The sequence below is a fragment of the Verrucosispora sp. NA02020 genome (assembly GCF_013364215.1).
GTDB lineage: Bacteria > Actinomycetota > Actinomycetes > Mycobacteriales > Micromonosporaceae > Micromonospora.
Map to the genome: position 1 here is coordinate 1,244,029 of NZ_CP054923.1, position 21,970 is coordinate 1,265,998.

The 21,970-nt window shown below is 73.3% G+C and carries 22 protein-coding genes; 4 read left to right on the forward strand and 18 right to left on the reverse strand.

Translation table 11 applies throughout. The features are described 5' to 3' along the window. Positions 1 to 17: 17 nt before the first annotated feature. On the reverse strand, positions 18 to 1,022 hold the full coding sequence (locus HUT12_RS05350; RefSeq protein ID WP_176092685.1) for an acyltransferase domain-containing protein: 1,005 nt from the start codon (positions 1,020 to 1,022) through the stop codon (positions 18 to 20). A 262-nt stretch (positions 1,023 to 1,284) separates the two neighbouring features. Here HUT12_RS05350 and HUT12_RS05355 point away from each other — a divergent pair, with 262 nt between their 5' ends. Next, positions 1,285 to 2,316, forward strand: coding sequence for a ketoacyl-ACP synthase III family protein (locus tag HUT12_RS05355; RefSeq protein WP_176092686.1), 1,032 nt, complete (start codon positions 1,285 to 1,287; stop codon positions 2,314 to 2,316). Between the two features lie 13 nt (positions 2,317 to 2,329). Here the strand turns inward: HUT12_RS05355 and HUT12_RS05360 are convergent, their stop codons facing one another. The 7 genes from HUT12_RS05360 to HUT12_RS05390 form a co-directional block, all read right to left on the reverse strand. Continuing rightward, positions 2,330 to 3,253 carry an ABC transporter substrate-binding protein gene (locus HUT12_RS05360; RefSeq protein ID WP_254876724.1) on the reverse strand — a complete coding sequence of 308 codons (924 nt, stop codon included), beginning with the start codon at positions 3,251 to 3,253 and terminating at the stop codon, positions 2,330 to 2,332. 8 nt (positions 3,254 to 3,261) lie between these two features. Then, the gene (locus HUT12_RS05365) at positions 3,262 to 4,020 is read right to left on the reverse strand and encodes an amino acid ABC transporter ATP-binding protein (RefSeq protein ID WP_131055100.1); all 759 of its coding nucleotides are present in this window, start codon (positions 4,018 to 4,020) and stop codon (positions 3,262 to 3,264) included. 35 nt (positions 4,021 to 4,055) lie between these two features. Further along, positions 4,056 to 4,973 (reverse strand): amino acid ABC transporter permease, encoded by a 918-nt coding sequence (locus HUT12_RS05370; RefSeq protein WP_131055088.1) that lies wholly within the window; start codon positions 4,971 to 4,973, stop codon positions 4,056 to 4,058. A 9-nt stretch (positions 4,974 to 4,982) separates the two neighbouring features. Beyond that, positions 4,983 to 6,035, reverse strand: a complete 1,053-nt coding sequence (locus HUT12_RS05375; RefSeq protein WP_176092687.1) for an LLM class flavin-dependent oxidoreductase — start codon at positions 6,033 to 6,035, stop codon at positions 4,983 to 4,985. Next, positions 6,032 to 6,565, reverse strand: a complete 534-nt coding sequence (locus HUT12_RS05380; protein ID WP_131055092.1) for a flavin reductase family protein — start codon at positions 6,563 to 6,565, stop codon at positions 6,032 to 6,034. Before HUT12_RS05380 ends, HUT12_RS05375 begins: the two co-directional genes overlap by 4 nt. 67 nt (positions 6,566 to 6,632) lie before the next feature. Further along, complete coding sequence (locus HUT12_RS05385) at positions 6,633 to 7,706, reverse strand: phosphotransferase family protein (RefSeq protein WP_131055094.1); 1,074 nt, start codon at positions 7,704 to 7,706, stop codon at positions 6,633 to 6,635. A 12-nt stretch (positions 7,707 to 7,718) separates the two neighbouring features. Further along, positions 7,719 to 8,573 carry an AfsR/SARP family transcriptional regulator gene (locus HUT12_RS05390; protein WP_176092688.1) on the reverse strand — a complete coding sequence of 285 codons (855 nt, stop codon included), beginning with the start codon at positions 8,571 to 8,573 and terminating at the stop codon, positions 7,719 to 7,721. 95 nt (positions 8,574 to 8,668) lie between these two features. Here HUT12_RS05390 and HUT12_RS05395 point away from each other — a divergent pair, with 95 nt between their 5' ends. Both HUT12_RS05395 and HUT12_RS05400 read left to right on the forward strand, forming a co-directional pair. Beyond that, on the forward strand, positions 8,669 to 9,580 hold the full coding sequence (locus HUT12_RS05395; RefSeq protein WP_176092689.1) for an MBL fold metallo-hydrolase: 912 nt from the start codon (positions 8,669 to 8,671) through the stop codon (positions 9,578 to 9,580). Positions 9,581 to 9,659: 79 nt separating this feature from the next. Then, entirely contained in the window at positions 9,660 to 10,367 is a 708-nt protein-coding gene (locus HUT12_RS05400) for an SDR family NAD(P)-dependent oxidoreductase (RefSeq protein ID WP_131051583.1), read from the forward strand. A gap of 46 nt (positions 10,368 to 10,413) precedes the next feature. Here HUT12_RS05400 and HUT12_RS05405 read toward each other — a convergent pair whose 3' ends face one another. The 7 genes from HUT12_RS05405 to HUT12_RS05435 form a co-directional block, all read right to left on the reverse strand. After that, on the reverse strand, positions 10,414 to 10,866 hold the full coding sequence (locus tag HUT12_RS05405; protein WP_131051582.1) for a nuclear transport factor 2 family protein: 453 nt from the start codon (positions 10,864 to 10,866) through the stop codon (positions 10,414 to 10,416). Positions 10,867 to 10,895: 29 nt separating this feature from the next. Then, positions 10,896 to 11,699: an AfsR/SARP family transcriptional regulator gene (locus HUT12_RS05410; RefSeq protein WP_131051581.1), complete on the reverse strand. Its 804-nt coding sequence runs from the start codon at positions 11,697 to 11,699 to the stop codon at positions 10,896 to 10,898. Positions 11,700 to 11,888: 189 nt separating this feature from the next. Next, positions 11,889 to 12,644: an ABC transporter ATP-binding protein gene (locus HUT12_RS32560; protein ID WP_217705954.1), complete on the reverse strand. Its 756-nt coding sequence runs from the start codon at positions 12,642 to 12,644 to the stop codon at positions 11,889 to 11,891. 3 nt (positions 12,645 to 12,647) lie between these two features. Further along, the gene (locus HUT12_RS32565) at positions 12,648 to 14,774 is read right to left on the reverse strand and encodes a dipeptide/oligopeptide/nickel ABC transporter permease/ATP-binding protein (protein ID WP_217705955.1); all 2,127 of its coding nucleotides are present in this window, start codon (positions 14,772 to 14,774) and stop codon (positions 12,648 to 12,650) included. Continuing rightward, a complete protein-coding gene (locus HUT12_RS05425; RefSeq protein ID WP_176092690.1) occupies positions 14,771 to 15,781 on the reverse strand; it encodes an ABC transporter permease in 1,011 nt (336 codons plus the stop codon). The genes HUT12_RS32565 and HUT12_RS05425 overlap by 4 nt, the downstream gene beginning before the upstream one ends. Continuing rightward, positions 15,778 to 17,334 (reverse strand): ABC transporter substrate-binding protein, encoded by a 1,557-nt coding sequence (locus HUT12_RS05430; RefSeq protein WP_176092691.1) that lies wholly within the window; start codon positions 17,332 to 17,334, stop codon positions 15,778 to 15,780. The genes HUT12_RS05425 and HUT12_RS05430 overlap by 4 nt, the downstream gene beginning before the upstream one ends. A gap of 89 nt (positions 17,335 to 17,423) precedes the next feature. Continuing rightward, positions 17,424 to 18,632 (reverse strand): MFS transporter, encoded by a 1,209-nt coding sequence (locus HUT12_RS05435; RefSeq protein ID WP_176092692.1) that lies wholly within the window; start codon positions 18,630 to 18,632, stop codon positions 17,424 to 17,426. Between the two features lie 154 nt (positions 18,633 to 18,786). Here HUT12_RS05435 and HUT12_RS05440 point away from each other — a divergent pair, with 154 nt between their 5' ends. Beyond that, positions 18,787 to 19,605 (forward strand): MOSC domain-containing protein, encoded by an 819-nt coding sequence (locus HUT12_RS05440; RefSeq protein ID WP_176092693.1) that lies wholly within the window; start codon positions 18,787 to 18,789, stop codon positions 19,603 to 19,605. Between the two features lie 65 nt (positions 19,606 to 19,670). Here the strand turns inward: HUT12_RS05440 and HUT12_RS05445 are convergent, their stop codons facing one another. The 3 genes from HUT12_RS05445 to HUT12_RS05455 are packed head-to-tail and all read right to left on the reverse strand — an operon-like array spanning position 19,671 to position 21,965. Continuing rightward, entirely contained in the window at positions 19,671 to 20,006 is a 336-nt protein-coding gene (locus tag HUT12_RS05445; RefSeq protein ID WP_131051574.1) for a VOC family protein, read from the reverse strand. Next, positions 20,003 to 20,986, reverse strand: coding sequence for an LLM class flavin-dependent oxidoreductase (locus HUT12_RS05450; protein ID WP_131051573.1), 984 nt, complete (start codon positions 20,984 to 20,986; stop codon positions 20,003 to 20,005). Before HUT12_RS05450 ends, HUT12_RS05445 begins: the two co-directional genes overlap by 4 nt. A 7-nt stretch (positions 20,987 to 20,993) precedes the next feature. Continuing rightward, a complete protein-coding gene (locus HUT12_RS05455; protein ID WP_131051572.1) occupies positions 20,994 to 21,965 on the reverse strand; it encodes an enoyl-CoA hydratase/isomerase family protein in 972 nt (323 codons plus the stop codon). Positions 21,966 to 21,970: the final 5 nt, after the last annotated feature.

Genomic DNA, 21,970 nt, shown 5'->3' on the forward strand with positions numbered 1-21,970 from the left:
ACGGTCGCAGCCGGTGCTCAAGCGACGGTCGAGCCCTCCTGGAAACGGAGGCCGCCCACGGCGGTGTGGGCCGTGGCGACGGCGACCAGGTCCGCGTCGCGGCTGCCGGCGTGTGCCGGGAGCGCGGCCAGTGCCACGCACCGGCCCTGCCGCACCGCCGGGTGGCGGCGGGCCAGCGCGGTGAGCCCGTGCGGCGCACCGGCCTCGACGAGCACCTGCGGCGCCGTGGCCAGCAGGGTGTCCAGCGCGGCGCCGAACTGGACCGGTGCGGCCGGTTGGGCGGCCCAGTAGGTCGGGTCGGTGGCCACCTCGGCGGTCATCAGGCGGCCGGTGTAGCAGGAGAACAGCGGCAGGCGCGGCGGGCGCAGCGGCAGCGTGCGCAGCAGCGGTTCGGCGCGCGCGGCGGCGACGGCGAGCGACGGACTGTGGAACGCGGTGGTCGACCTGGCCCGGCGGCAGGTCACGGCGTCGGCGCGCAGTCGCTGCTCGACGTGGGCCAGGGGCGTCTCCGGGCCGGCGAGCAGCAGTTGGCCCGGTCCGTTGACCGCGCCGACGACCACCCCGTCACCGAGGTACGGCCGCACCCGCTCGGGGGTGGCCGCGACGGCGAGCATGCCGCCGGGCGGGGCGTCGGCGAGGTGCCCGAGCCGGTCGCGGAGCACGCGTACCGCGTCGGGCAGGCTCAGCACGTCGGCGAGCGTCGCCGCCACCACCTCGCCGACGCTGTGGCCGAGCAGGGCCACCGGCTCCGGGCCGTCGTCGAGCAGCGTCCGCCCGAGTCCCCAGCCGATCGCGAAGAGCAGCGGCTGCGCGCGACGCAGGTCGTCCAGGGGCACGGCCGGGCGGTCGGTGAGCCAGTCGGCGCGGATCGCGTCGCCCTCCGGGCCCCAGAGCGCGAACACCTCGTCGACGTGGCGGCGGAAACCCGGGTGTCCGTGGTAGAGGCCGGTCGCCGTGCCGGGTCGTTGGGCGCCCTGGCCGGGGAAGAGCAGGGCCACGCGTCGGGTCGTGGGTGCAGACATGTCCCGACCGTCGCACCCGTCCCTTGAGGGCGGCTGAAGGCGTACCCGCTCGACGGGTTCTCGAGTCCCGGCCGAGCACGCCGCGCGACCGTGGCGGTACGCGACGGCGGTGCCGAGGCGAACCCCCGGCGCGCTCCGCGCCATCGCCCGCCCCACGACCGGCCGGCGATCCGCCGCCGGACCGACGCCACGAGCGACGATCCGGCGGCGGTGGACGGCCGGAGCCCGTCGCGATCCGGTGATCCGAGGGAGCGGCAGACAGATGCGATTCGACGGGGTCCGGGTGGCCGGCGTGGCCGCGTACGTGCCGGGGCGGACGCGGGTGGTCGACGCGGTGGCAGACGGCCGGTGCAGTCAACGGCTCGCGACGCAGACCGGCCTGCACGCGGTGAGCGTGTCGACCGAGGAGTCCGGTCCGGAACTGGCGGTACGCGCCGCCGAGCTGGCCGTGAAACGCTCCGGGCACACCCCGGACGAGGTGGCGCTGCTGTTGCACGCCACCGTCTACCACCAGGGACACGACGTGTGGGCGCCGGCGTCGTACATCCAGCGGATGGTGCTCGGCAACCGCTGCCCGGCGTTGGAGATCCGTCAGCTCTCCAACGGTGGACTCGCCGCCCTCGATCTGGCGGCGGCGTACCTCACCGCCGCGCCGCGACGTGCCGCGGCGCTGCTCACCACCGGGGACAGGTTCTGCGCGCCGGGCTTCGACCGGTGGAACAGCGACCCCGGCACGGTCTACGGCGACGCCGGTACGGCGCTGGTGCTCTCCCGGGACACCGGGTTCGCGCGTCTGCTGAGTCTGGTGACGGTCTCCGAGCCGGACCTGGAAGGGCTGCACCGTGGCGACGACCCGTTCGGTGTCGCGCCGTTGGCGCAGCGGCAACCGGTGGACCTGGAGGCGGTCAAGAAGGCGTTCGTCGCCCGCACCGGCGTGTCGTACAGCATCACCCGCGTGGTGGCGGGCCAGGCGGAGGCGGTGGACCGGGCGCTCGCCGAGGCCGGGCTGGCCTTCACCGACGTGGACCGGTACGTGTTGCCGCACTTCGGGTTGCGCCGGCTCACCTCGTCGTACCTGCGGCCGTGGCAGGTGGACCGGGCCGTCACCACCTGGGACTGGGCCAGCACGGTCGGCCACCTCGGGGCGGGCGACCAGTTCAGCGGCCTCGCGCATCTGGTGGAGACCGGGACGCTGCGCCCCGGCGAGCGGGTGCTGCTCGCCGGGGTCGGAGCGGGATACACGTGGACCTGTGCGGTGCTGGAGATCGACGAGGTGCCGGGATGGGCGGGGTGAGTCCCGGTGTGCCTCAGGCCGCCGGGTTCACCGTCGACCGTTCGACCCCGCTGGCCTCCAGATGCCACTTGGTCAGGATCCGGCGGTACGTGCCGTCGGCGATCAGCCGGTCCACCGCGGCCCGCAGCGGTTCGGCGAGACCGGCGCCCTTACTGGTGGCCAGGCCCACGTCGCGGCGGCCCAGCTCGCCGACGAAGCGCAGCCCGGGCTGCTGGCTCGCCGCGTAGCGCAGCACGCTGGAGGTGCTGACCAGGATGTCGACGTGGCCCTCCCGCAGGGCGAGGAAGTGCGCGGCGGCGTCGCTGTAGGTGCTGATCTTGTAGGGCTTGCCGGCGTCGACGCAGACCCGCTCCCGCTGGCGCAGGTCCTGCTCGAAGGTGCTGCCCACGCCGGTGCCGATGGTCAGCCCGCACAGCTGCGACACGTCGGTGACCTCCCGCAACGAGCTGTCGTCGCGGACCATGAAGCCGGTGCCGTCGGTGAGGTAGACGGTGAAGTCCAGCACCTTCTTGCGTTCCTCGGTGACGGCGAAGTTGGCGGTGCCGACGTCGAACCGGCCGGCGGTCAGCCCGGTCAGCAGCGACGCGCCGCTGACCTGCTCGCGGCTGACGGTCAGGCCGAGGACCCGGGCCGCCGCGTCGGCGATGTCGATGTCGACGCCGCGCGGCGGGCCGCCGTCCTGGGGGTGGAAGGCGATCGGCGGGGTACCCACCGCCGAGCCGACGGTCAACCGGCCCCGCTCACGGATCTCGGCCGGCAGCAGCGCCGCGATGTCGGGTGCGGCCTGCACCTGCGACACCACGTCCTGGGCGCCGAGGTCGGCGGGCGCCTCCCCGCCGGTGGGGGCCGGCGCGGCGTGGACGCACGCGGTCAGCAGGCCGAGCACGGCGGCCGCTGTCCCGGCGACCAGCCAGCGGGTGTGACGCGACAAGTACACGTTGTCTCCTAACGGTGGAGGATGGTGGCGAAGAACCGGGCGGTGCGCTCCTCGCGGGGGCGGTCGAGCATCTCGGCTGGTGGCCCCTGCTCGACGATGCGACCCCGGTCCATGAAGACGATCTCGTCGGCGACCTCGGCGGCGAAGCGCAGCTCGTGGGTGACGATCAGCATCGTCATGCCGCCCGCGGCGAGGTCGCGGACCACCGCGAGCACCTCGCCGATGAGTTCCGGGTCCAGCGCGCTGGTCGGCTCGTCGAAGAGCATCACCTTGGGACGCAGCGCCAGGGCGCGGGCGATGGCGACGCGCTGCTGTTCGCCGCCGGAGAGCTCGCGCGGGTAGGAACGCTCCTTGTGTGCCAGGCCGACGCGGTCCAGCAACTCGCGGGCGCGGGCGACCGCCGCGTCACGCGGCAGCCGCTGCACCGCGATGGGCGCCTCGACGAGGTTCTGCACGACGGTCAGGTGCGGGAACAGGTTCAGCGCCTGGAACACCATCCCGACCTCGGTACGGTGCCGGGCCAGCAGCCGTGGTGACGCCTCGACCAGTCGGCCGCGCCGCAGCACGTGGCCGACCGGACGGCCGTCGACCAGGACCATGCCGGCGTCGGCCCGTTCGAGGCGGTTGACGCAGCGCAGCAGCGTGCTCTTGCCCGAGCCGGACGGGCCGACGACGCAGGTGACGGTCCCCCGGTCGACGGTGAGGTCCACGCCGTCGAGCACGGTGGTGGCGCCGAACGCCTTGCGGACGCCGACGAGCTGCACCATCGGCCGGAGCGGGTCGTCGTCGTGCACCGTGGCGCTCACCGTTCCACCCCCTCGGCGAGGGCGCGCAGGCGGGCGCGCAGCGGGAGACCGTTCCGGCCGCTGCCCCGCCCGAAGTAGCGTTCGAGGAGATATTGCAGTCCGCTGAGGATGGTGGTGAAGACCAGGTACCACAGCGTCGCCACGAGCAGCAGCGGAATCACCAGGTAGTTGCGGTTGTAGATCAGTTGGACCGAGAACAGCAGGTCCTGTCCGGCGATCACGCTCACCACCGAGGTGCCCTTGAGCAACGCGGCGGCCTGGTTCGCCGAGGGCGGCACGATGGCGCGCATCGCCGGTGGCAGCACGATCCGCCACAGCGTCCGCGTCCGCGACAGTCCCAGCGCCTGGGCCGCCTCGGTCTGCGACTTGTCCACCGACAACAGCCCGGCCCGCACGATCTCGCTGGCGTGCGCCGCCTCGTGCAGGGTCAGGCCGATGACCGCGGCGAGGAAGCCGTTGATCAGACCTCGGGTCTGCACGTCCAGCAGGGTCGGGCCGAACGGCACCTCGACGGTGATGCGGGGGTAGAGCAGCGAGATGTTGTACCAGAACAGGAGCTGCACCAGGATCGGCACGGACCGGAACAGCCAGGTGTACCCCCAGCTCACCGACTGCAACAGCAGGCTGCCGGAGAGCCGCATGACCGCCAGCAGCGTACCCAGGGCGAAGCCGCCGACCAGCGCGATCGCGGTGAGCAGGAGGGTGATCCGGAGCCCGTCGAGGATGACGTCGGCGGTGAGGTACTGGGCCACCACGTCCCACTGGAGTGCGGGGTTGCGGGCCAGGTTCTGGAGTGCGAACAGCAGCACCACCAGTCCGGCCAGCGCGGCGACCCGGCGGCTGCGCCGGTACGCGGGTGGGGCGGGCGGGGCGGTGAGGTAGGTGTCGGTCGGTACGACCGTGTGGGTGGTCACCGGTGGCCGTCAGAACCGGGGCAGCACGTGCGTGGCGAACAGCCGCAGGGAGCGGGCGGCCTGCTCGTACGGGACGTTGCCGGAGACCACCTGCAGGCTCAGCGTCACGTCGCCGAACCACTCGCGGATGTTCTCCACCGCCGCGATCACCTGCTCCGGTGAGCCGACGAGAGCCTTGCCGGCGGCGACCTGCCGGTCGAAGTCGCCCTTTCCGACCCGCTCCACGATCTTCTCGTAGCCGGGGTAGTCGGCGCTGCGGGTGTGCGCCCAGGCCGAGACCGCGTCGGCGAGCGTCCGGTGGGACTGCTCGGAGTAGCCGCGCCCGAGCCTGCGGGCCTCGTCGGGATCCTCCGCCAGGAACGCGTTGTAGCTCATGTGGACGTCCTCGTCGGTCGGGGTGACACCGTTCGCCGCCGCGGCCTTGCGGTACAGCGCCAGCACGTCCTGCACCTGTTCACGGGAGTTGATCGAGGGCACCAGCATCACGCCGTGGCCGTTGCGTCCGGCGGCCTCGGCCGACTCCGGCGACTTGGCGGTGGCCACCAGGATCCGGGGGTGCGGCTGTTGCACCGGTCGGGGCAGCAGGGTGACCGGGCCGAAGCGGTGGAACCGGCCCTCCCACACCGCGTTCTCGGTGGTCCAGAGCAGTGTGCAGGCGGCCACCCCCTCGTCGAAGCGGGCCCGGCTCTCGTCCAGCGGAATCCCGAACGCGTGGAACTCGTCGGGCAGGAACGCCCGGCCGAAGCCGACGTCGAGCCGGCCGTCGGAGATGCCGTCGAGCATCGCGAGTTTGCCGGCGAGCTTCACCGGGTGGGTGAAGGCGGGCAGCACCGCGCCGGTGACCAGGCGGATCCGCCGGGTCCGGGCGGCCGCGGCGGCGAGGAACGTGACCGGGTCCGGGCTGTAGCCGCCGTACGGGGAGAAATAGTGCTCGACGGTCTTGACGTGGTGGAAGCCCAACTCGTCGGCCAGCTCCGCCAGCCGCAGGCTCTCGGAGAAGTACTGCCCGGCCGGTTTGTCCTGCGGGCCGACGGTCGGGAACAGGTTGATGCCGAACTTCATGCCAGCTCCCTCGGGTTCGGACGGGCCACGACCGGTGCGACCGTGGCGGCGTCGGACCAGGCGCGGTACGTCCCGCGCCGGTACAGCAGTGGGGCGTGCCCGGTCACCGTGACCGCCTCGACCAGGCCGACGACCACGGTGTGGTCACCGAGCGGCACCGCGTGCCGCACCGTGCACTCGGCGTGGGCGGCGGCCGCGTCGTCGAGCCGTGGCGCGCCCCGGGCGCCCGGAGACCCCGTCCAGGGGACGTCGGTGAACTTGTCCGCTCCGCTGCCGGCGAACCGGGCGGCGAGGTCGCGCCGGTGTCCGGCGAGGTAGTTGACCGTGAAGGCGCCGCTGCGCAGGATGCGCGGCAGGGTGCGGGACCGTTCGTCCAGGCACACCAGCAGCAGCGGCGGGTCCAGCGACACCTCGCACACCGCGCTGGTGGTCAGCCCGGCCGGTTCGTCGCCGTCCAGGGTGGTCACCACCGCCACGACGCCGGGTACCGTGCCGAACAGCGCCCGGAACGTGGACGCGTCGACCGCCATGCGTACCCCTCCCACCCGCGCCTCGGTGCGCGGCCGGCCCGCGCTCCGCCGACACTGGCGGTCCTCGCTAGAGGCCAGGTACACCGGCGCTGGAGAGATCGACACCGGCCTCCGTGAGGCGGCGGCGCAGCAGGGCGGTCGCGTTTCGGTGCAGCGGGAAGTCCGATCCCGGCGGCAGGACTCCGCTGCCCTCCAGCAGCCGCACCACCCGGGCGGTGACGACGCAGAACCGGAACGCCGCGTCGACCTCGTGGTACTCCAGGTGTTCCAGCGGGCGGCCCAGCAGCCGGGCGTAGTACGCCACCGTCTCGGCCCGGGTCGGCAGGCCGGGCAGGCGCGCGGCGCCGATGCCGGTGCTCAGGAAGCGGTCCATGTGCAGGAACCAGGCGAGGTCGCTCTCCGGGCGGCCGACGTCGACCAGTTCCCAGTCGAGCAGGGCGGCGGGCCGGTCCCCGGCGAAGACGATGTTGCCGAGCCGGGCGTCGCCCCACAGCGGTGTGGGCACGGCCGGTGCCGGTGGCCGGTGGGCGCGCAGCCACGCCACCGCCGCCGTGACGGCCGGGTTGTCGACGGCACCGAAGTGATCCAGGTGTCCGGCATAGAACTCCGGGTCGCCGGAGGGCGCGGCGGTGACCGGCAGGGTCGCCGGATCGAGACGGTGCAGCCGGCCCATCGCCGCGAGCGCCCGCCACCACACCGCCCGCTGCCGGGCCGGCGAGGCGTCGGCGAGCCATCCCTGCCGGTGGTACGACGGCAGGTCCGCCGGCACCTCCCCGGCGACGCGGGCCATCACCACGAACGGCGCGCCCAGCGGTTGCGGGTCGGGTTCGTGGCCGAGCACCGGTGCCACCGGTACGGCGGTGTCGGCGAGCGCCACCTGCACCGCGATCTGTTCCCGCCAGCGCAGGTCGGGGAAGATGCGGTGCCCGGTCGGGGCGACCCGTACCGCGAGGGGCACGGTGCGCTCCCGGCCGTGCTCGCGCCACCTGGCGTCACAGAGCAGGATCTCGGCGGAGAAGCCGGCGGTGGGAGGTACGGTCACCGGCCCCACCACCACGTCGCGCACGGGCAGGGCGTCCCGCAGCCACTGCGCGAGCCGGGTACGGGTCAGTTCGGAATCACGCTGCACGGGTATCGGCACGGACGTCTCCGATCAGGATGTGCCACCGGGTGGTGTGGGTACGAGGAAGGGCCGCCGACCGGCGTCGAGCGCGCAGAGCGCGTCCAGGCTGAGCACCGGCGCGGCGGGCGGGGGCGGATCGAGCCATCCGGCGCCGGTGCGGACGGCCTGGTGGAGTCGCCGGAGCGGTGCCGACGGCGGGACACCGAGGTCGCGGCGCAGTGCGGCGGCGAGTCGTTCGTAGACCCGTACCGCGTCGGCCTGCCGACCGCTGCGGTGCAACGCGGTGATCAGGCTGGCGTGGATCGGCTCGCTGAGGGGATGCCGACCGGCCAGGGCGGTGGCCGTGGGCACCACCTGCCGGTGCCGGCCGCAGCGCAGCTCCGCCTCCAGGTACCGCTCGACCAGCAGCAGCCGCCACTGGTCGAGGTGACCGGCGATCTGCTGGGCGACGGGACCGGTGCGGACGTCGGCGAGCACCGCGCCGCGCCACAGCGCGAGCGCCTCGCGCCACGATCGGGCGGCGCGGGTCGGGTCGCCGGCCGCGGCCCGCTCCTCCCCCTCCCGTACCCGCGTGTGGACCACGCCGAGGTCGGTGTCGAGCGGGTCGACGCGCAGGCGGTAGCCGTGCCCGCAGGTGACCACCCGCGCCGGCACGTCGGCGTGTGCCAGGACCCGGCGCAGGTGCATGACGTACGTCTGCAGGGTGGTCGCCGCGCTGCGCGGCGGATGGTCGTGCCACAGCTCCCGCATGCAGGTGGCGGCCGGCACCACCTGGTCGGCGCGCAGCACCAGCAGGCCGAGCAGTTGTCGTTGCTTGGGCGCGGTGGGGCCGGCGTCACCGTCGGGGCCACCGACCCGCAGGCCACCCAGGACGTCGATGGTCATCGCCGGACCTCCCGGTCGAGACGGCTTCTCCAGCCGGAACCGAGCCCGGTTGGGCTCACTGGGGGCGGTGACCCCGCGGTGCGACCGGAGGTGAGATGACGGACCAGCCAGGAGCCACGCTGGTGCCGGTGGCACCGGACGTGTACGCGTACGTCCAGCGGCCGGGCGGCTGGTGTGTCGGTAACGCCGGCATCGTCGTCGGCACCGACCGGGTCGTGGTGGTGGACACCGCCGCCACCCGCGATCGGGCCCGGGCACTGCTCGCGCAGGTACGCCGGGTCGCGCCGGACCGTCCGCAGGTGGTGGTGAACACCCACCATCACGGTGACCACGTCTTCGGCAACTGCGTCTTCCCGGCCGACGCCGAGATCGTGGCGCACGACCTGGCGCACGCCGAGATGGCGCGGACCGGGCTGGCCATGCGCGAACTCTGGCCCGACGTGGACTGGTCCGGGATCCGGCTGCGCCTGCCCGACGTGACGCTGCGCGAGCAGCTCACCCTGGACCCCGGCGGGGTACGCGTCGAGCTGATGCACGTGGGTCCCGCGCACACCACCAACGACGTGGTGGTGTGGCTGCCGCAGCGGCGGGTGCTGTTCGCCGGGGACGTCGTCTTCTCGGGACGGACGCCCTTCGTGCTGATGGGATCGGTGACCGGGTCGCTGGACGCGCTGGCACGGCTCCGGGCGCTGCGACCCCGGGTGGTGGTGTCCGGGCACGGTGAGGTCACCGGGCCGGAGGTCCTCGACGACACCGAGGCGTACCTGCGCTGGCTGCGGGGGCTGGCCCGGCGGGGCCTCGCCGACCGGCTGCCCGCGTTGGCGGCGGCCCGGAGCGCCACCGGGCATCCGTTCGCCCACCTGCCGGAGGCGGAGCGGCTCGTCGCCAACCTGCACCGGGCGTACGCGGAGGAACGCGGCGAGGTGCCCGGGGCGTACCTGCCGTCGCGGCCGGTCGTCCGGGAGATGGTCCACCTGCACGGCGGCCCGCTCGTCACGTCGGTGTAGCGGTGGACGACGGTCGGTGCGCTGCACCGGCCACGACAGGACCGGACCGGTGGTCCGGCAGACGCGGAAGGGAGTTCTCATGGTCCTCAAGGGAAAGGTCGCGGTGGTCACCGGCGGCACGGCCGGCCTGGGCAGGGTCATCGCACGGGCACTCACCGACGCCGGCGCCACGGTGGTGTCCGCGTCGCGTGGCGCACCGGAGGACGGGGACCGGTTCCCGGTCGACGTGACCGACCGGGCCTCCGTCGACGCGCTGGTGGCCGGCGTGCAGGACCGGTACGGCGGGTTGGACATCCTGGTCGCCAACGCCGGGATCAGCCGACCCGGTCCGCTGGTCGGCCTGCCGGTGTCGCAGTGGGACGAGGTGCTCGCCACCAATCTCACCGGCGTGCTGCACTGCGTACAGGCCGCCGCGCCCCTGCTGCGGGCCTCCGGTGCCGGACGGGTCGTCACGGTCAGCTCGTTGCTGGCCCGGCGGCCGATCGTGGGGGCCGGCGCGTACAGCGTGTCGAAGGCGGCGATCGAGACGCTGACCCGGGTTCTCGCCGCCGAGTTGGGCGGCGACGGCGTCACCGTGAACGCCGTCGCACCCGGCGTCGTCGACGAGGGCATGGGTCGCCAGATCCTGGCCAACGAACGGCTCTGGGGTCGGCTGCGCGGATCGCTGGCGTCGGGCCGGGCCGCGACCGGTGACGAGGTGGCCCGGGCGGTGCTCTTCCTCGCCTCGCCGGACAGCTCGTACGTCAACGGGCACGTGCTGCACGTCGACGGCGGTCTGGACTACTAGCCCGGACGCCGTGCGGCGGCGGTCCGGACCGGACCGCCGCCCCGGCTCAGGTCCCGTCATGGGCGACGTGGCGACGGCGGACGAACCAGCCGTCGCCGCGCCGTTCCAGGACGTCCTCGGCGGTGGTGCTGAGGTACACCCGCGCCTCGCCACCGCCGCGCGAGGTCTCGAACACCGTCGCGTAGTAGCGGGTCCGCACCGTGTCCTCGCCCGCCGGTTCGGCCGTCACGGCGCCGTACCAGTGCCGGCGGATGAGCCCACGCTCGGCGATGCTGTCCATTCCGCGGCGCATGGAGGCGGCGATCGCGGACCGGCCCCGGCGCGGTTCGGGCTTGACGTTCTGCGCGAACTCGCCGTCCTCGGTGAACTGGTCCGCCCACTCCTCCGCCCGACCCTCGTCGAGGAGCTGGAAGTGCCGGGCGTAGAACTGCAGGATCTCGGCGTACGTGCGGGCGTCGATGACGGGCGGGCGGGTGCGGGCGGGCTCGGTGACCGGCATGGCTGCCTCCTTCGCGACGGTGACGGTGGTCAGTTGACGAGCAGGTGGTGCACACTGCGGTCGGCGGACGACCCGACGGGCAGGTCCAGGGCGGGTTCGGCGCGCAGCACGGCCCGTTCCAGGCGTTGTAGTCGCCGTGACGGCTCCAGCCCGAACCGCTCACCGAGCGTGGTGCGCAGGTGCCGCAGCTCGGCCAGCGCCTCGGTGGTACGGCCACTGCGGTACAGCGCCAGCACCAGTTGGGCGCAGAGGTTCTCGTGGGTGGGATGCCGGCGTACCAGTGTGCGCAGCTCGCCCAGCAGCTCGCGGTGCCGACCGATCCGCAGGTCGGCCTCGACCCGCTCCTCCTGCACCGCGAGGTGCACCTCGCGCAGGCCGTCGAGACGACCCCGCAGGATCGGACCGGCCTGCACGTCGACCAGGGCCGGGCCGCGCCACATGTCCAGCGCCGCGCGCAGCAGCCGGGCCGCCTCCGGGTACCGGCCGGCGGCGAGCGCCTCGCTGCCGTCGCCGGCCACCCGCTGGAAGTCCTCCAGGTCCAGCTCGCCCGGCTCCAGGTGCAGGGCGTAGCCGCGTTCCCGGGTGACGATGCGACCGCCGTGGCGCGGCTCCGCCTCCAGGCGCAGCACCCGGCGCAGGTTCATCACGTACGTCTGGAGTGTGGAGTGCGCGCTGTGCGGTGGTTGCTCACCCCACAGCTCGTCGACACAGTCGTCGATGGTGACGACGGTGTTGGCGTGCAGGAGCAGGAGTGCGAGTAACTGCCGTTGCTTCGGCGCGCTGGGCAGTCGCCCCGGCATCATGGTCAACGGACCCAACACCTTGAACCGCATGTCTCCCCCTTGTCGCGCGATGTCGCAGCGACCAGGACTATGCCGAGGAGCCCTTTCGATCCCCTTACCGCCGGGCGCTCCCCAGTTCACTGACCTCCTAAAACCTACTGAAAAGATAGGCTTTCCCGAGGGGTCGGATGTAAGGAGGGGTCCCCTGCTATACACCAGGCGATAGCAGGGGACCCCTCCTTACATCCGGGGGGCGGCGGCGAGCAGCGTGCGGGTGTACGGGTGGCGGGGCGCGGCGGTGACCTGCGCGGTCGCGCCCTGCTCGACGATGCGGCCCTGGTGCATGACCGCGATCCGGTCGGCGAGCTGCCGGACGACGGCGAGATCGTGGGAGATGAACAGGCAGGCCAGCCCCAGGTGGTCACGAAGGTCGCAGATCAGGTTGAGGACCTTCGCCTGCACCGACACGTCGAGCGCGGTGACCGGTTCGTCGCAGACCAGCAGGCGGGGACCGAGCGCCAACGCCCGGGCGATCGCCACGCGTTGCCGCTGCCCGCCGGAGAGGTCGCGGGGTCGGCGGTCACCCGCCGGTGGGTCCAGCCCGACGAGGTCCAGCAGCTCGGCGACCCGCGCGGCCCGGGACCGGGCGTCGCCGATCCGGTGGATGTGCAGCGGCTCCGCCACCGCCTGCCGCGCCGTCTGGCGAGGGCTGAGGGTCAGGTAGGGGTCCTGGAAGACCATCTGGATCTGCCGCCGGTGCGCGCGCAGCTCCCGACCGCGCAGCCCGTGCACGTCCACCCCGCCGAACCGGACCACACCCGTGTGCGGCCGGTGCAGGCCGGTGATCACGCGGGCGAGTGTCGTCTTGCCGCATCCCGACTCGCCGACGAGTCCGACGATCTCCCCCGCGTCGACCCGGAGCGTGACCTCCTCGACCACCCGAGGGACTGCGCGGGAGCCGGAGTAGCCGGCGCTGACCTGGTCCACCCGCAGCATCGGTCAGCCACCGTCCCGCTCACCGACGGCGGCCGGCAGCTCGGCGCGGCCGGGCGCCCGCAGGCACGCCGACCGGTGCCCGGTCCGTGGGTCCACCGTCACCGGTACGGGTGTCTCGTGGGCGCAGGCGGGCACCGCGATCGGGCACCGGGGCGCGAACGCACAGCCCGGCGCGTCGTCCGGGCCGGCACCGGAGCGCCCCGGCATGGTGCGGAAACGGGTGCCGGGTGCCGCTCCCGGTCGGGGCACGGCGTCGAGCAGACCACGGGTGTACGGGTGGGCGGGGTCACCGGTCACGGCGTCGAGCGGTCCGGACTCGACGATCCGGCCGGCGTAGACGACGGCGACCCGGTCGGCCAGCCGGGTCACCACGGCCAGGTCGTGACTGACGATGATCATGGACACGTCCAGCTCCTCGCGGAGGCGGGCCAGCAGGTCGAGCAGGTGGTACTGCACGGTGACGTCCAGGGCGGAGGTGGGTTCGTCGGCGACCAGCAGGGCGGGTCGCCCGGCGAGGGCGACAGCGATCTGCGCGCGTTGCCGCATCCCACCGGAGAGCTGGTGCGGATGGCGCCGGGCGACGGTGGCCGGGTCGGTCAGGCCCGCCAGGCGCAGCAGGTCCTCGGTGACGCGGCGGGTCGCCGCCCGGCCGCCACCGCGACCGGCGTTGCGGACGGCCTCGTCGACGTGCGCGCCGATGGTCCGCAACGGGTTGAGAGTGGCGAGGCTGTCCTGGAAGACCACGCCCACCCGGCGGCCGTGGAGTCGGCGGCGGGCGGACGGGGCGAGGCCGACGAGGTCGTGGACGTCGGGTCCGATCCGCAGCATCGCCGAGCCGGAGACGGTCGCGCTCGGGTCCAGCAGGCCGAACGGGGCCAGCGCCGAGGTGGTCTTGCCGCTGCCGCTCTCGCCGACGATCGCCAGGATCTCGCCCCGGGCCACCTCGTAGTCGACTCCCGCGACGACCCGACGCCGCCCGCCGCCGGACGGATAGCTGACCACGAGGTCGCGAACCCGTAGTAGGCCACCGTCCCGCACGCCGCGAACCGCGTCGTCGCCCGAAGCGGAAGGTCCGCCCGCAGCGTGAGGTCCGTCCGCAGCGGAAGGACCGCCCGCAGCGGAAGGACCGCCCGCAGCGTGAGGTCCGCCCGGAGCGGAAGGACCGCCGGCACCGGGAGAACCGCCGGCAGCCACGGCGTCACCGGGAGCGGGAGCCCCGGCGGGAACGGGAGGTCCGCCGGGAGCAGGGGACGCGTCGGCCGACGCCGGACGTCGGGCTCGCGGGCGCGTCGGGAGCACCCACCGCAGGATCGAGGGGCGTTCGTCGCCGGCCGCCAGGCGCTCGCCGAGCAGGTTGCTGGCGAGCACGATCGCGGTGATCGCGATGCCCGGCGGGTACGCCAGCCACCAGGCCGAGCCCAGATGCGGTCGCCCCTCGACGAGCATCTGGCCCCACTCGGCGTGCGGTGGCGGGATGCCCAGGCCGAGGAAGCTCAACGTGGCCACGCCGAGCACGATGGCGCCGACGTCGGTGCTGGCGTAGACCAGGCACGGGCCGAGCGCGGGCGGCAGCAGGTGCCGGCCGAGGATGCGGGCGGGTCCGGCGCCGAGCAGCCGCAGGGCGTCCAGGTGCGGGCTGTCGCGCAGACCGGCGACCCGGGCGCGGGCGATGCGGGCGTACGGGGACCAGGCCCACAACGACATCGCGATGACGAGATTCTCCATGCCCGCACCGCGTACGCCGACGACGGCCAGCGCCACCAGCATGCCGGGCAGCGAGACGGCCATGTCGACGATCCGGGCCACGATCCGGTCGACCCGGCCGCCCAGGTACCCGGCGATCGTGCCGACCACCACTCCGACGGTCACCGAGATCGCCAGGACCGCCGCGGTGACGGTGAGGGAGATCCGCGCGCCGTGCAGGATCCGGCTGAGCTGGTCGCGACCGAGCTGGTCGGTGCCGAGCAGGTGCTCGGTCGACGGGGGCAGCAGGCTCGCGGCCAGGTCGTTGGCGGTCGGGTCGGCCGGAGCGAGCAGCGGCGCCAGCAGTCCGACGACCGCGAACACCAGCAGCGGCAGCGCCACCATCGCGGTCCGCAGGTGTCCGGTGATCCTCGGGAGGCGGCTCATGTCGGCTCTCCCCGGACGGCCGGGACGCGACGGGTCCCGGGTGGGCCGACGGTGCGGCGCGATCGCGGGTCGACGAGCCCCTGCACCACGTCGGCGAGCCGGTTGGCCAGGATGAACCCGCCGCCGAGCAGGAGCGCGCTGGCCTGGAGTGCCGGTACGTCGCGGGCGGCGGCGGCCCGGACGAAGTAGGCGCCGAGGCCGGGCCAGCCGAAGATCTGTTCCACCACGACCGTGCCCACCAGCAGGGTGCCGATGGTGAAGCCGGCGACCGACAGGATCGGCCCGGCGGCGTTGGGCAGGCCGTCCCGGAACACGATGGACAGCGGTGAGCTTCCCCGGGCCTGTGCGGCCAGCACGTACGGCCGGTCGAGCGCCTCGCGCAGCGTCACGGCCACCACCCGGCTGAGGACACCGGCCGCCGGCAGTCCGAGCACCGCCATCGGCATCACCCAGGTCGCCGGACCCGCCATGCCCGAGGTGGGCACCAGGCCCAGGCGGAGCGCCAGCAGCAGCACGAGCAGGTAGCTGAGCCAGAACGCCGGTACGGAGGTGGCCAGCAGCGCCCCGACGCGCAGAGTGCCGCGCAGTGGGCCGCGACGCAGCACCGCCCCGGCGACACCGACCACCACCCCCACCGTCAGGGCGACCACCGTGGAGCCGGCCACCAGGCCGAGGGTCACGCCGATCCGGTCGGCGATCTCGGGTCCGATCGGTGTGTCGGTGCGCAGCGACACACCGAAGTCCCCGGTGACGGCGTCGCGCAGCCACCGCGCGTACCGCACCGGCGCCGGGGCGTCCATGCCCAGTTCGACGCGGACGGCCTCGACCTGTTCGGGGGTGGCCGGGCGGCCGGCCCGGGTCGCCGCGAGCATCGCCGCCGCGTCGCCCCGGGCCAGCAGGACGAGGGCGAAGGTGCCGGCGGAGAGCGCGAGGAGTACGCCGACGGTGTCGACGGTCCACCGTGCGACCCGACCGCCGACGCGGCGCAGCCACCCGGCCCCGGTCACCCGAGGCTGACCCCGGTCAGTTCGAGGTCCACGTCGCTGGGCGGCACGGCGAAGCCCCGCACCCGGTCGCGGACCGCCCACAGGCGCGGCCGGTACGCCAGCGGCACGAACCCGACGTCGGCGGCGACCGCGTCGTACAGGTTCTGGTGGGCCGCCGCGCGGGACGCGGGGTCGCGGGCGTACAGCGCCTTGTCCACCAGGTCCTCGGTCTGCGGGGTGACCCACAGCGGGGCCCTCGCACCGCTGGTGAACAGCGACACGATCGAGCTGGACGGGTCGTACGGTGCGCCGAGGGTCTCGAAGAACGTCAGGTCGTAGCGGCCCTCGGCCCGCTCGTCGTAGTAGGTGGCGGCGTCGACCGGGGCGATCTCCACGGTGATGCCCACCTCGGTGAGGGCGGCGGCGATCGCCGAGGCCATGGTGCGGGGGTCGAGTTGGCCCTCGGCGGGGGTGGCGGGGACGAGCAGCCGCAGGGCGAGCGGCGTGCCGTTCTTGGCGCGGGTGTCGCCGTCGCGGGCGTATCCGGCGGCGTCCAGGACCCGGTTCGCCGCCGCCTGGTCGAATCCGATCGGCAGGTCGGTGCCGGAGTCCGGCACGTCGGGCGGGAACACCCGCCGGGCCGGCTCGGCGTAGTCCAGCAGCAGTGTCCTCGCCAGGGAGGTGGTGTCGACGGCCCGGCTCACGGCCTCCCGGACGGCCCGGTCGCCGGCCGGACCGTCCGGGTTGAACCCGAGCATGATGGAGACGTCCGGCGCGCCGGTGAGCAGCGTGACGTCGTCGCGTTCACCGAGGGCCCTGGCCTCGATCGGGGTGATCGGCGCGAGGTAGGCGCCGCCGATCAGGTCGATCTCGCCGTTGGTGAGGGCGTCGGCGCGCGCCTGGGAGTCCGGGATGACGCGGAACTCCAGCCGCTCCAACTCGGGTCGGCTGCCCCAGTAGTCGTCGTTGCGGGTCAGCACCGCACCGGTGGCGCTGGTCGAGTCCAGTTTCCACGCGCCGGTGCCGACCGGCTGCCCGAACGTGCCGTCGGCGGCCAGCGACGCCGGGCTGAGCAGCCGGACGGGACGGACGATCGACAGTTCCTGGAGCAGTGGCTCGTACGGTTCGGCGAGGGTGAGACGGACGGTGTCCGGGTCGGGGGCCTCGACCGTGGTGATCACCCGGGACGCGCGGAAGAAGGAGAACCGTTCGTTGCCCACCCAGCGGTCGAAGTTCCACTTGACGGCGGCGGCGTCGACCGGCGTTCCGTCGGTGAAGCGGACGCCGTCGCGCAGGTCGAACGTGACCTGCCGGCCGTCCTCGGCGACGGTCCAGGACTGCGCCAGCCCCGGTTCCAACGCTCCGTCCCGGCCGTAGGTCACCAGCGGCTCGTAGAGGGCGTCGAGCAGCAGGAAGTTGCCGGTGAACGCGTGCGGGTCCAGCGCGCCGGACTCGGCGCTCAGTGCGATGCGCAGGGTGGTCGACGAGGCGGTGTCGTCGGCACCGGCACCGCAGGCGCTGGTCAGCGCCAGCGACACGGCAAGGGCGGCAACGAGCGGACGGGGTCGCGGCACGAGTTCTCCCGGGGTGCGTCAGCCGGCGGCATTGCGGTGGCCGCTCGATAGGTCTAGTCGGCGAGGCGGCGTACCTGGTTCCCGCGACGTCACCGTGGACCGGCGGCTCGGGACCCGGCCGTCGCGTCCCGGCGACGCCGGACCAGCGCGCGTCCGCCCAGCAGGAGCGACGGAAGCAGTACGCACTGGGCCGCCACGGCCAGCCAGAACCCCGGCAGCAGCCCGGCCGCCTCGAAGGCCCCGTACGCGTTGCCGCCGACCACCCCGCTGAGGAAGGAGCCGACGCCGACGGCCAACCGCTGCTGGCCGAAGACCACCGTGGCGGACCGGCGCGACCGGGCCAGCGCCTCCAGGTCGTTCTTGAGGAACAGCACGGCGTTGCCGAGGCTGATCACGGTCACCCCGACCAGGAGGCTCGACCAGTGGCCGGCGGCGAAGGCGACCATCCCGACCGCCAGGCAGCCGAAGCCGACGGCCATCGCCGGCCGGTACGCCATCCGCCCGACCCGCTCGGCCACCAGCGGCTGGGCGAGGGCCAGGCCGAGGGAGTACCCCATCATGGCGGCCCCGAAGACCAGGGTGGCCACCCGTCCCTGCGCATAGCTGGAGAGGTACTGATAGAACTGCATGTAGAGATAAATGGAGAGCGCGGTCACGGCGAACGGCAACACCGCCACACCGGACAGCACCCGCCGGAACGGCTCCACCGGCACGACCGGCGCGCCCGACGGCTCGCGGGGCAGGAACAGGTGCCCGAGCGCCAGACCGGCGTAGAGCGCCGTGACGACGGTGAACATCGCCCCGGGGTACCGGATGAGCAGTGCTCCGACCACCGGTCCGAGGGCGATGCCGAGGTTCCCGGCGGCGTTGCCGGCGGAGACCAGGCGGGGCCGGGCCTCCGGGACGACGCCGTGCACCAGATATCCCCGGTACGCCGGTGAGTAGAGCGCGCCGCCGGCCGAGATCAGCACCAGACCGGCGACGGTGAGCCCCGGCCGCCCCTCCCCCGCCAGGAACCCGCATCCGCCCAGCGTGTACAGCACCGTCGCGCCGCGCAGGCACCGTTGCAGGCCGATCCGCTCGGCCAGTGCGGCGGTGACCGGTGCGCTGGCGAACTGCACCAGGGTCGCCACCCCGAGCAGTACGCCGATCTGCCCCATGCCCAGACCCATCCGCTCGCGCAGCAGCACCGCGAGGTACGGATAGATCGAGAACGAGCCGACGTTGACCAGCAGGCCGCTCGCCAGCACCGCCCACTGAGCGCCGCTGAAGGACCGCGCCGCCCCGCTCCCGGGCATCCCGCTCCCCCGCCTTCGCCGTCCGGCACCGCAACCGCTGTCGATCGCCTCCACGTACCGCGTCGTCCGACGGGCCGGTCGAGTTCCCGGCGTTCCGTCCGGTGACAGTTAAGCTCGGACGGTCCAGGTTGGTGGGATCGCAAGGAAGGCAGCGATGCCGAAGGTCGTCGCGCTGCGGCGCTATCCGCTCAAGAGCGCACGGGCCGAGATCCTGCCGGAGGTCGACGTCGAACCGGCCGGCCTGCGGGGTGACCGGGTGTGGGCGTGCGTCGACGGACAGGACGCGACCATCGGCAGCGCCAAACACCCGCGACGGTGGGGACGCCTGCTCGACGTCGGTGCGACGCTGCGCGACGGCGATCCCGAACCGACGCTGACACTGCACGTCGACGGCCGCGAGGTGCGGGCCGGCACCGCCGAGGCGGAGGCGGCGCTCGGTCATCATCTCGGCCGCCCGGTGCGACTGATCCGGGAGGTGCCGTCCGACCCGACACTGCACCGGACCCTGCCGCAGGACGCGGGCATGGTGCCGCAGTGGATGGACGACGTACCTCCCGGCCAGGACACCGTCACGGCGCTCGCCGGAGCACAGCCGGGTGGACGCTTCGTCGACTTCGGTGCCGTACACCTGGTGACCACCGGCGCGTTGTCCACGTTGGGCGCACGCACCGGCGGAGCCGGCGCGGTCGCGGCACGTTTCCGACCGAACCTGGTGCTCGACGCGCCCGGTGATCCCGAGCCGGGTCAGGAACTTCGCCTCGGTGACGTCCTGCTCCGGGTGGTCGTGCCCACGCCCCGGTGCGTCGTCCCCGGGCTCGCCCAGGCGGACGTACCCGCCGATCGCGGCGTCCTGAGCGCGCTGGCCCGGCACTACCGCGTCCCCGTGGCCGGGTTGGGCCAGGCGGCCTGCTTCGGTGTCTACGCCGAGGTGGTCGAGCCCGGACGGCTACGCACCGGCCAGCACGTGCACTGACCTGCGCATCGCCGCAAGGGTGGTCTGCGGCCGGTCTGTGCCGCGCGGGCTCCGGTGGACGGCGGTCAGGCGAGGCGCTGGTAGACGACGAGCGGGTTGCCGCCCGGGTCGACGACGACCGCCCGTCGCTCGTGCGGGCCCACTACGACGTCGCCCGCCGTGCCGCCTGCGGCCGTCACCTGCGCGAGGCAGGCGTCCAGGTCGTCGACCTGGATACTGAGCAGGGTCCGGCCGGCGACGGGTTGCTGTGACGCGTCGGCCAGTCCGACGGTCACCGTGCCGTCGGTGAGCGCGGCGTACCGGTCGCCGTCCCGGAAGCGGACGGTCAGCCCGAGACGGGTGTAGAAGTCGAGCTGGGCGTCCAGCTCGTCGGCGGGGACGATCACGTGTCCGATCTTCATGTGCGGAACCTCGGCATGACCTCGCGGGCGAAACGTTCGACGATCCGCATCGAGTCCTCGATGGGCTGGCCGAGCCACTGCGCGCGGAAGACGAAGTGGTTGAATCCGGCGTCGGCGAAGTCCTGCACCTTCGCGGCGATGTCGTCGGGGGACCCGAAGAAGAGTGCCCGCTCCTTGATGGCCTCCCACTGGGATTCGAAGAAGTCCATGCCGTACTGCACGTACTCGCCGTAGGAGCGACGGACCGCGTCACCGGCGAGGGCGTACGCGTCGTCGAAGGAGTCGGCGACGCAGAGGTCACGGTGGATCGGGAAGACCGCGCCCTCCTCGCTGAAGCCGGCCGCCCGGCGCTGTTCGCGGTAGTCGGCGAGGTTGCCGACGGCCCAGTTGCGCCGGACGTTGGACGGGGCCAGCCAGGGCAGTCCCTGACGGGCGATCCGGGCGATGCCGGTGGGGCCGTTGGCACCGACCCAGACCGGCGGGTGCGGCTGCTGGACGGGCAGCACGCTGCACCGTACGCCGTCGAGGGTGAAGTGCCGGCCCTCGTGGTGGACGGTCTCGCCGGTCCAGAGCCGCTGCATCACCGCGAGCGCCTCGTTCATCCGGGAGACCCGGGTGCGCCGGTCGATGCCGAACGAGTCGAACTCCACCTCGCGGTAACCGGCGCCGATGCCGAGGACGAAGCGGCCGCCGGACATCTGGTCGATGGTGGCGATCTCCTCGGCCCAGTGCACCGGGTGCCCCAACGGCAGGATGAGGATCCCGGTGCCCAGCTCCATCGTGCCGGAGTGGTCGATCAACCGGCTCAGCAGCGGCAACGGCTGGGGGGTCCGCAGCGACGACAGGTAGTGGTGGATGCCGTAGACCGAGTCGTAGCCGAGGTCACGGATGTGCTGCACGTACTCGACGGTCTCGCCGAGGCGTCGACCCAGGTCGTCGTCGTACGCGTACTGGTGGTCGAGCAGGACGCCGAACTTCATCGTGCGCCTACTTCTCGCGGGCCCGGGAGTCGCTGAGCCGGAAGTACGGCGCGACGAGCCGGTCCCGGTCGGCCAACGCCTGCGCGATGCCCTTCTCCCGCCGTTCCTTGAGGAAGTTCCAGTCGCCGTCGGCGAAGCTGACGTTGGTGGCCCAGCCGTGGCCGACCCACCCGGTCATCGCGCCCAGGCCCTTGCCCCGGGCCTCCATCACCACCTGCATCATCGACTTGCCCATCATCAGCGAGTCCAGCGGCATGACGGCGATCGCGTCGGCGTAGTCGTCCACCCACCGCGACAGTTCCTCGCGCTCGACGACCTTGGTGACCAGGCCCTTGCGTTCGCCCTCCTCGGCGCCGATGGCCCGCATGGTCAGCATGACGTCCTTCATCGTCGTCAGGCCGACCTTCTCGATCCAGTGGTACATGTCCTGCGGGGCCGGGCCGAGGTAGCGGAACGCCGGGTGGGTGAAGCGGGCGTCGGGGCTGGCGATGACGATGTCGGCGGAGAGCGCGATCTGGAAGTGCCCGCCGTAGCAGTAGCCCTGCACCTGGCAGATGGTGGCCTTCAACGACTCGATGATGGGCCGGGTGAAGCCGGAGCTGAGCACGTTGCGGTCGGGCAGGATGCGCTGCCGCTGCGCCGGGCGGCGGCGGGACGCCTTGTCGGTGCCGGTCTTGTAGCCGATGTAGTGGCCGAGTTCGGCGGCGTCGGCGCCGGTGCCGAAGTGGTCGCCCTCCCCCTTGAACACGATGACCTTCACACGGTCGTCGGTCTCCGCCTCGCGGACCAGGTCACCGACGCGTTCGAAGGCGGCGACGGGGATGGCGTTGAGCCGGTCGGGGCGGTCGAAGGTGATCGTCGCGACGGACCGCTCCTCGTCCACGTCGTACCGGACGTACGTCGCGAGGACCTCGGGGTCGACCTCCATGTTCTCGACGTCCCACTGGTCTGCCAGCAGCTCGGCTTCGGTCTTCTTCACGGCGG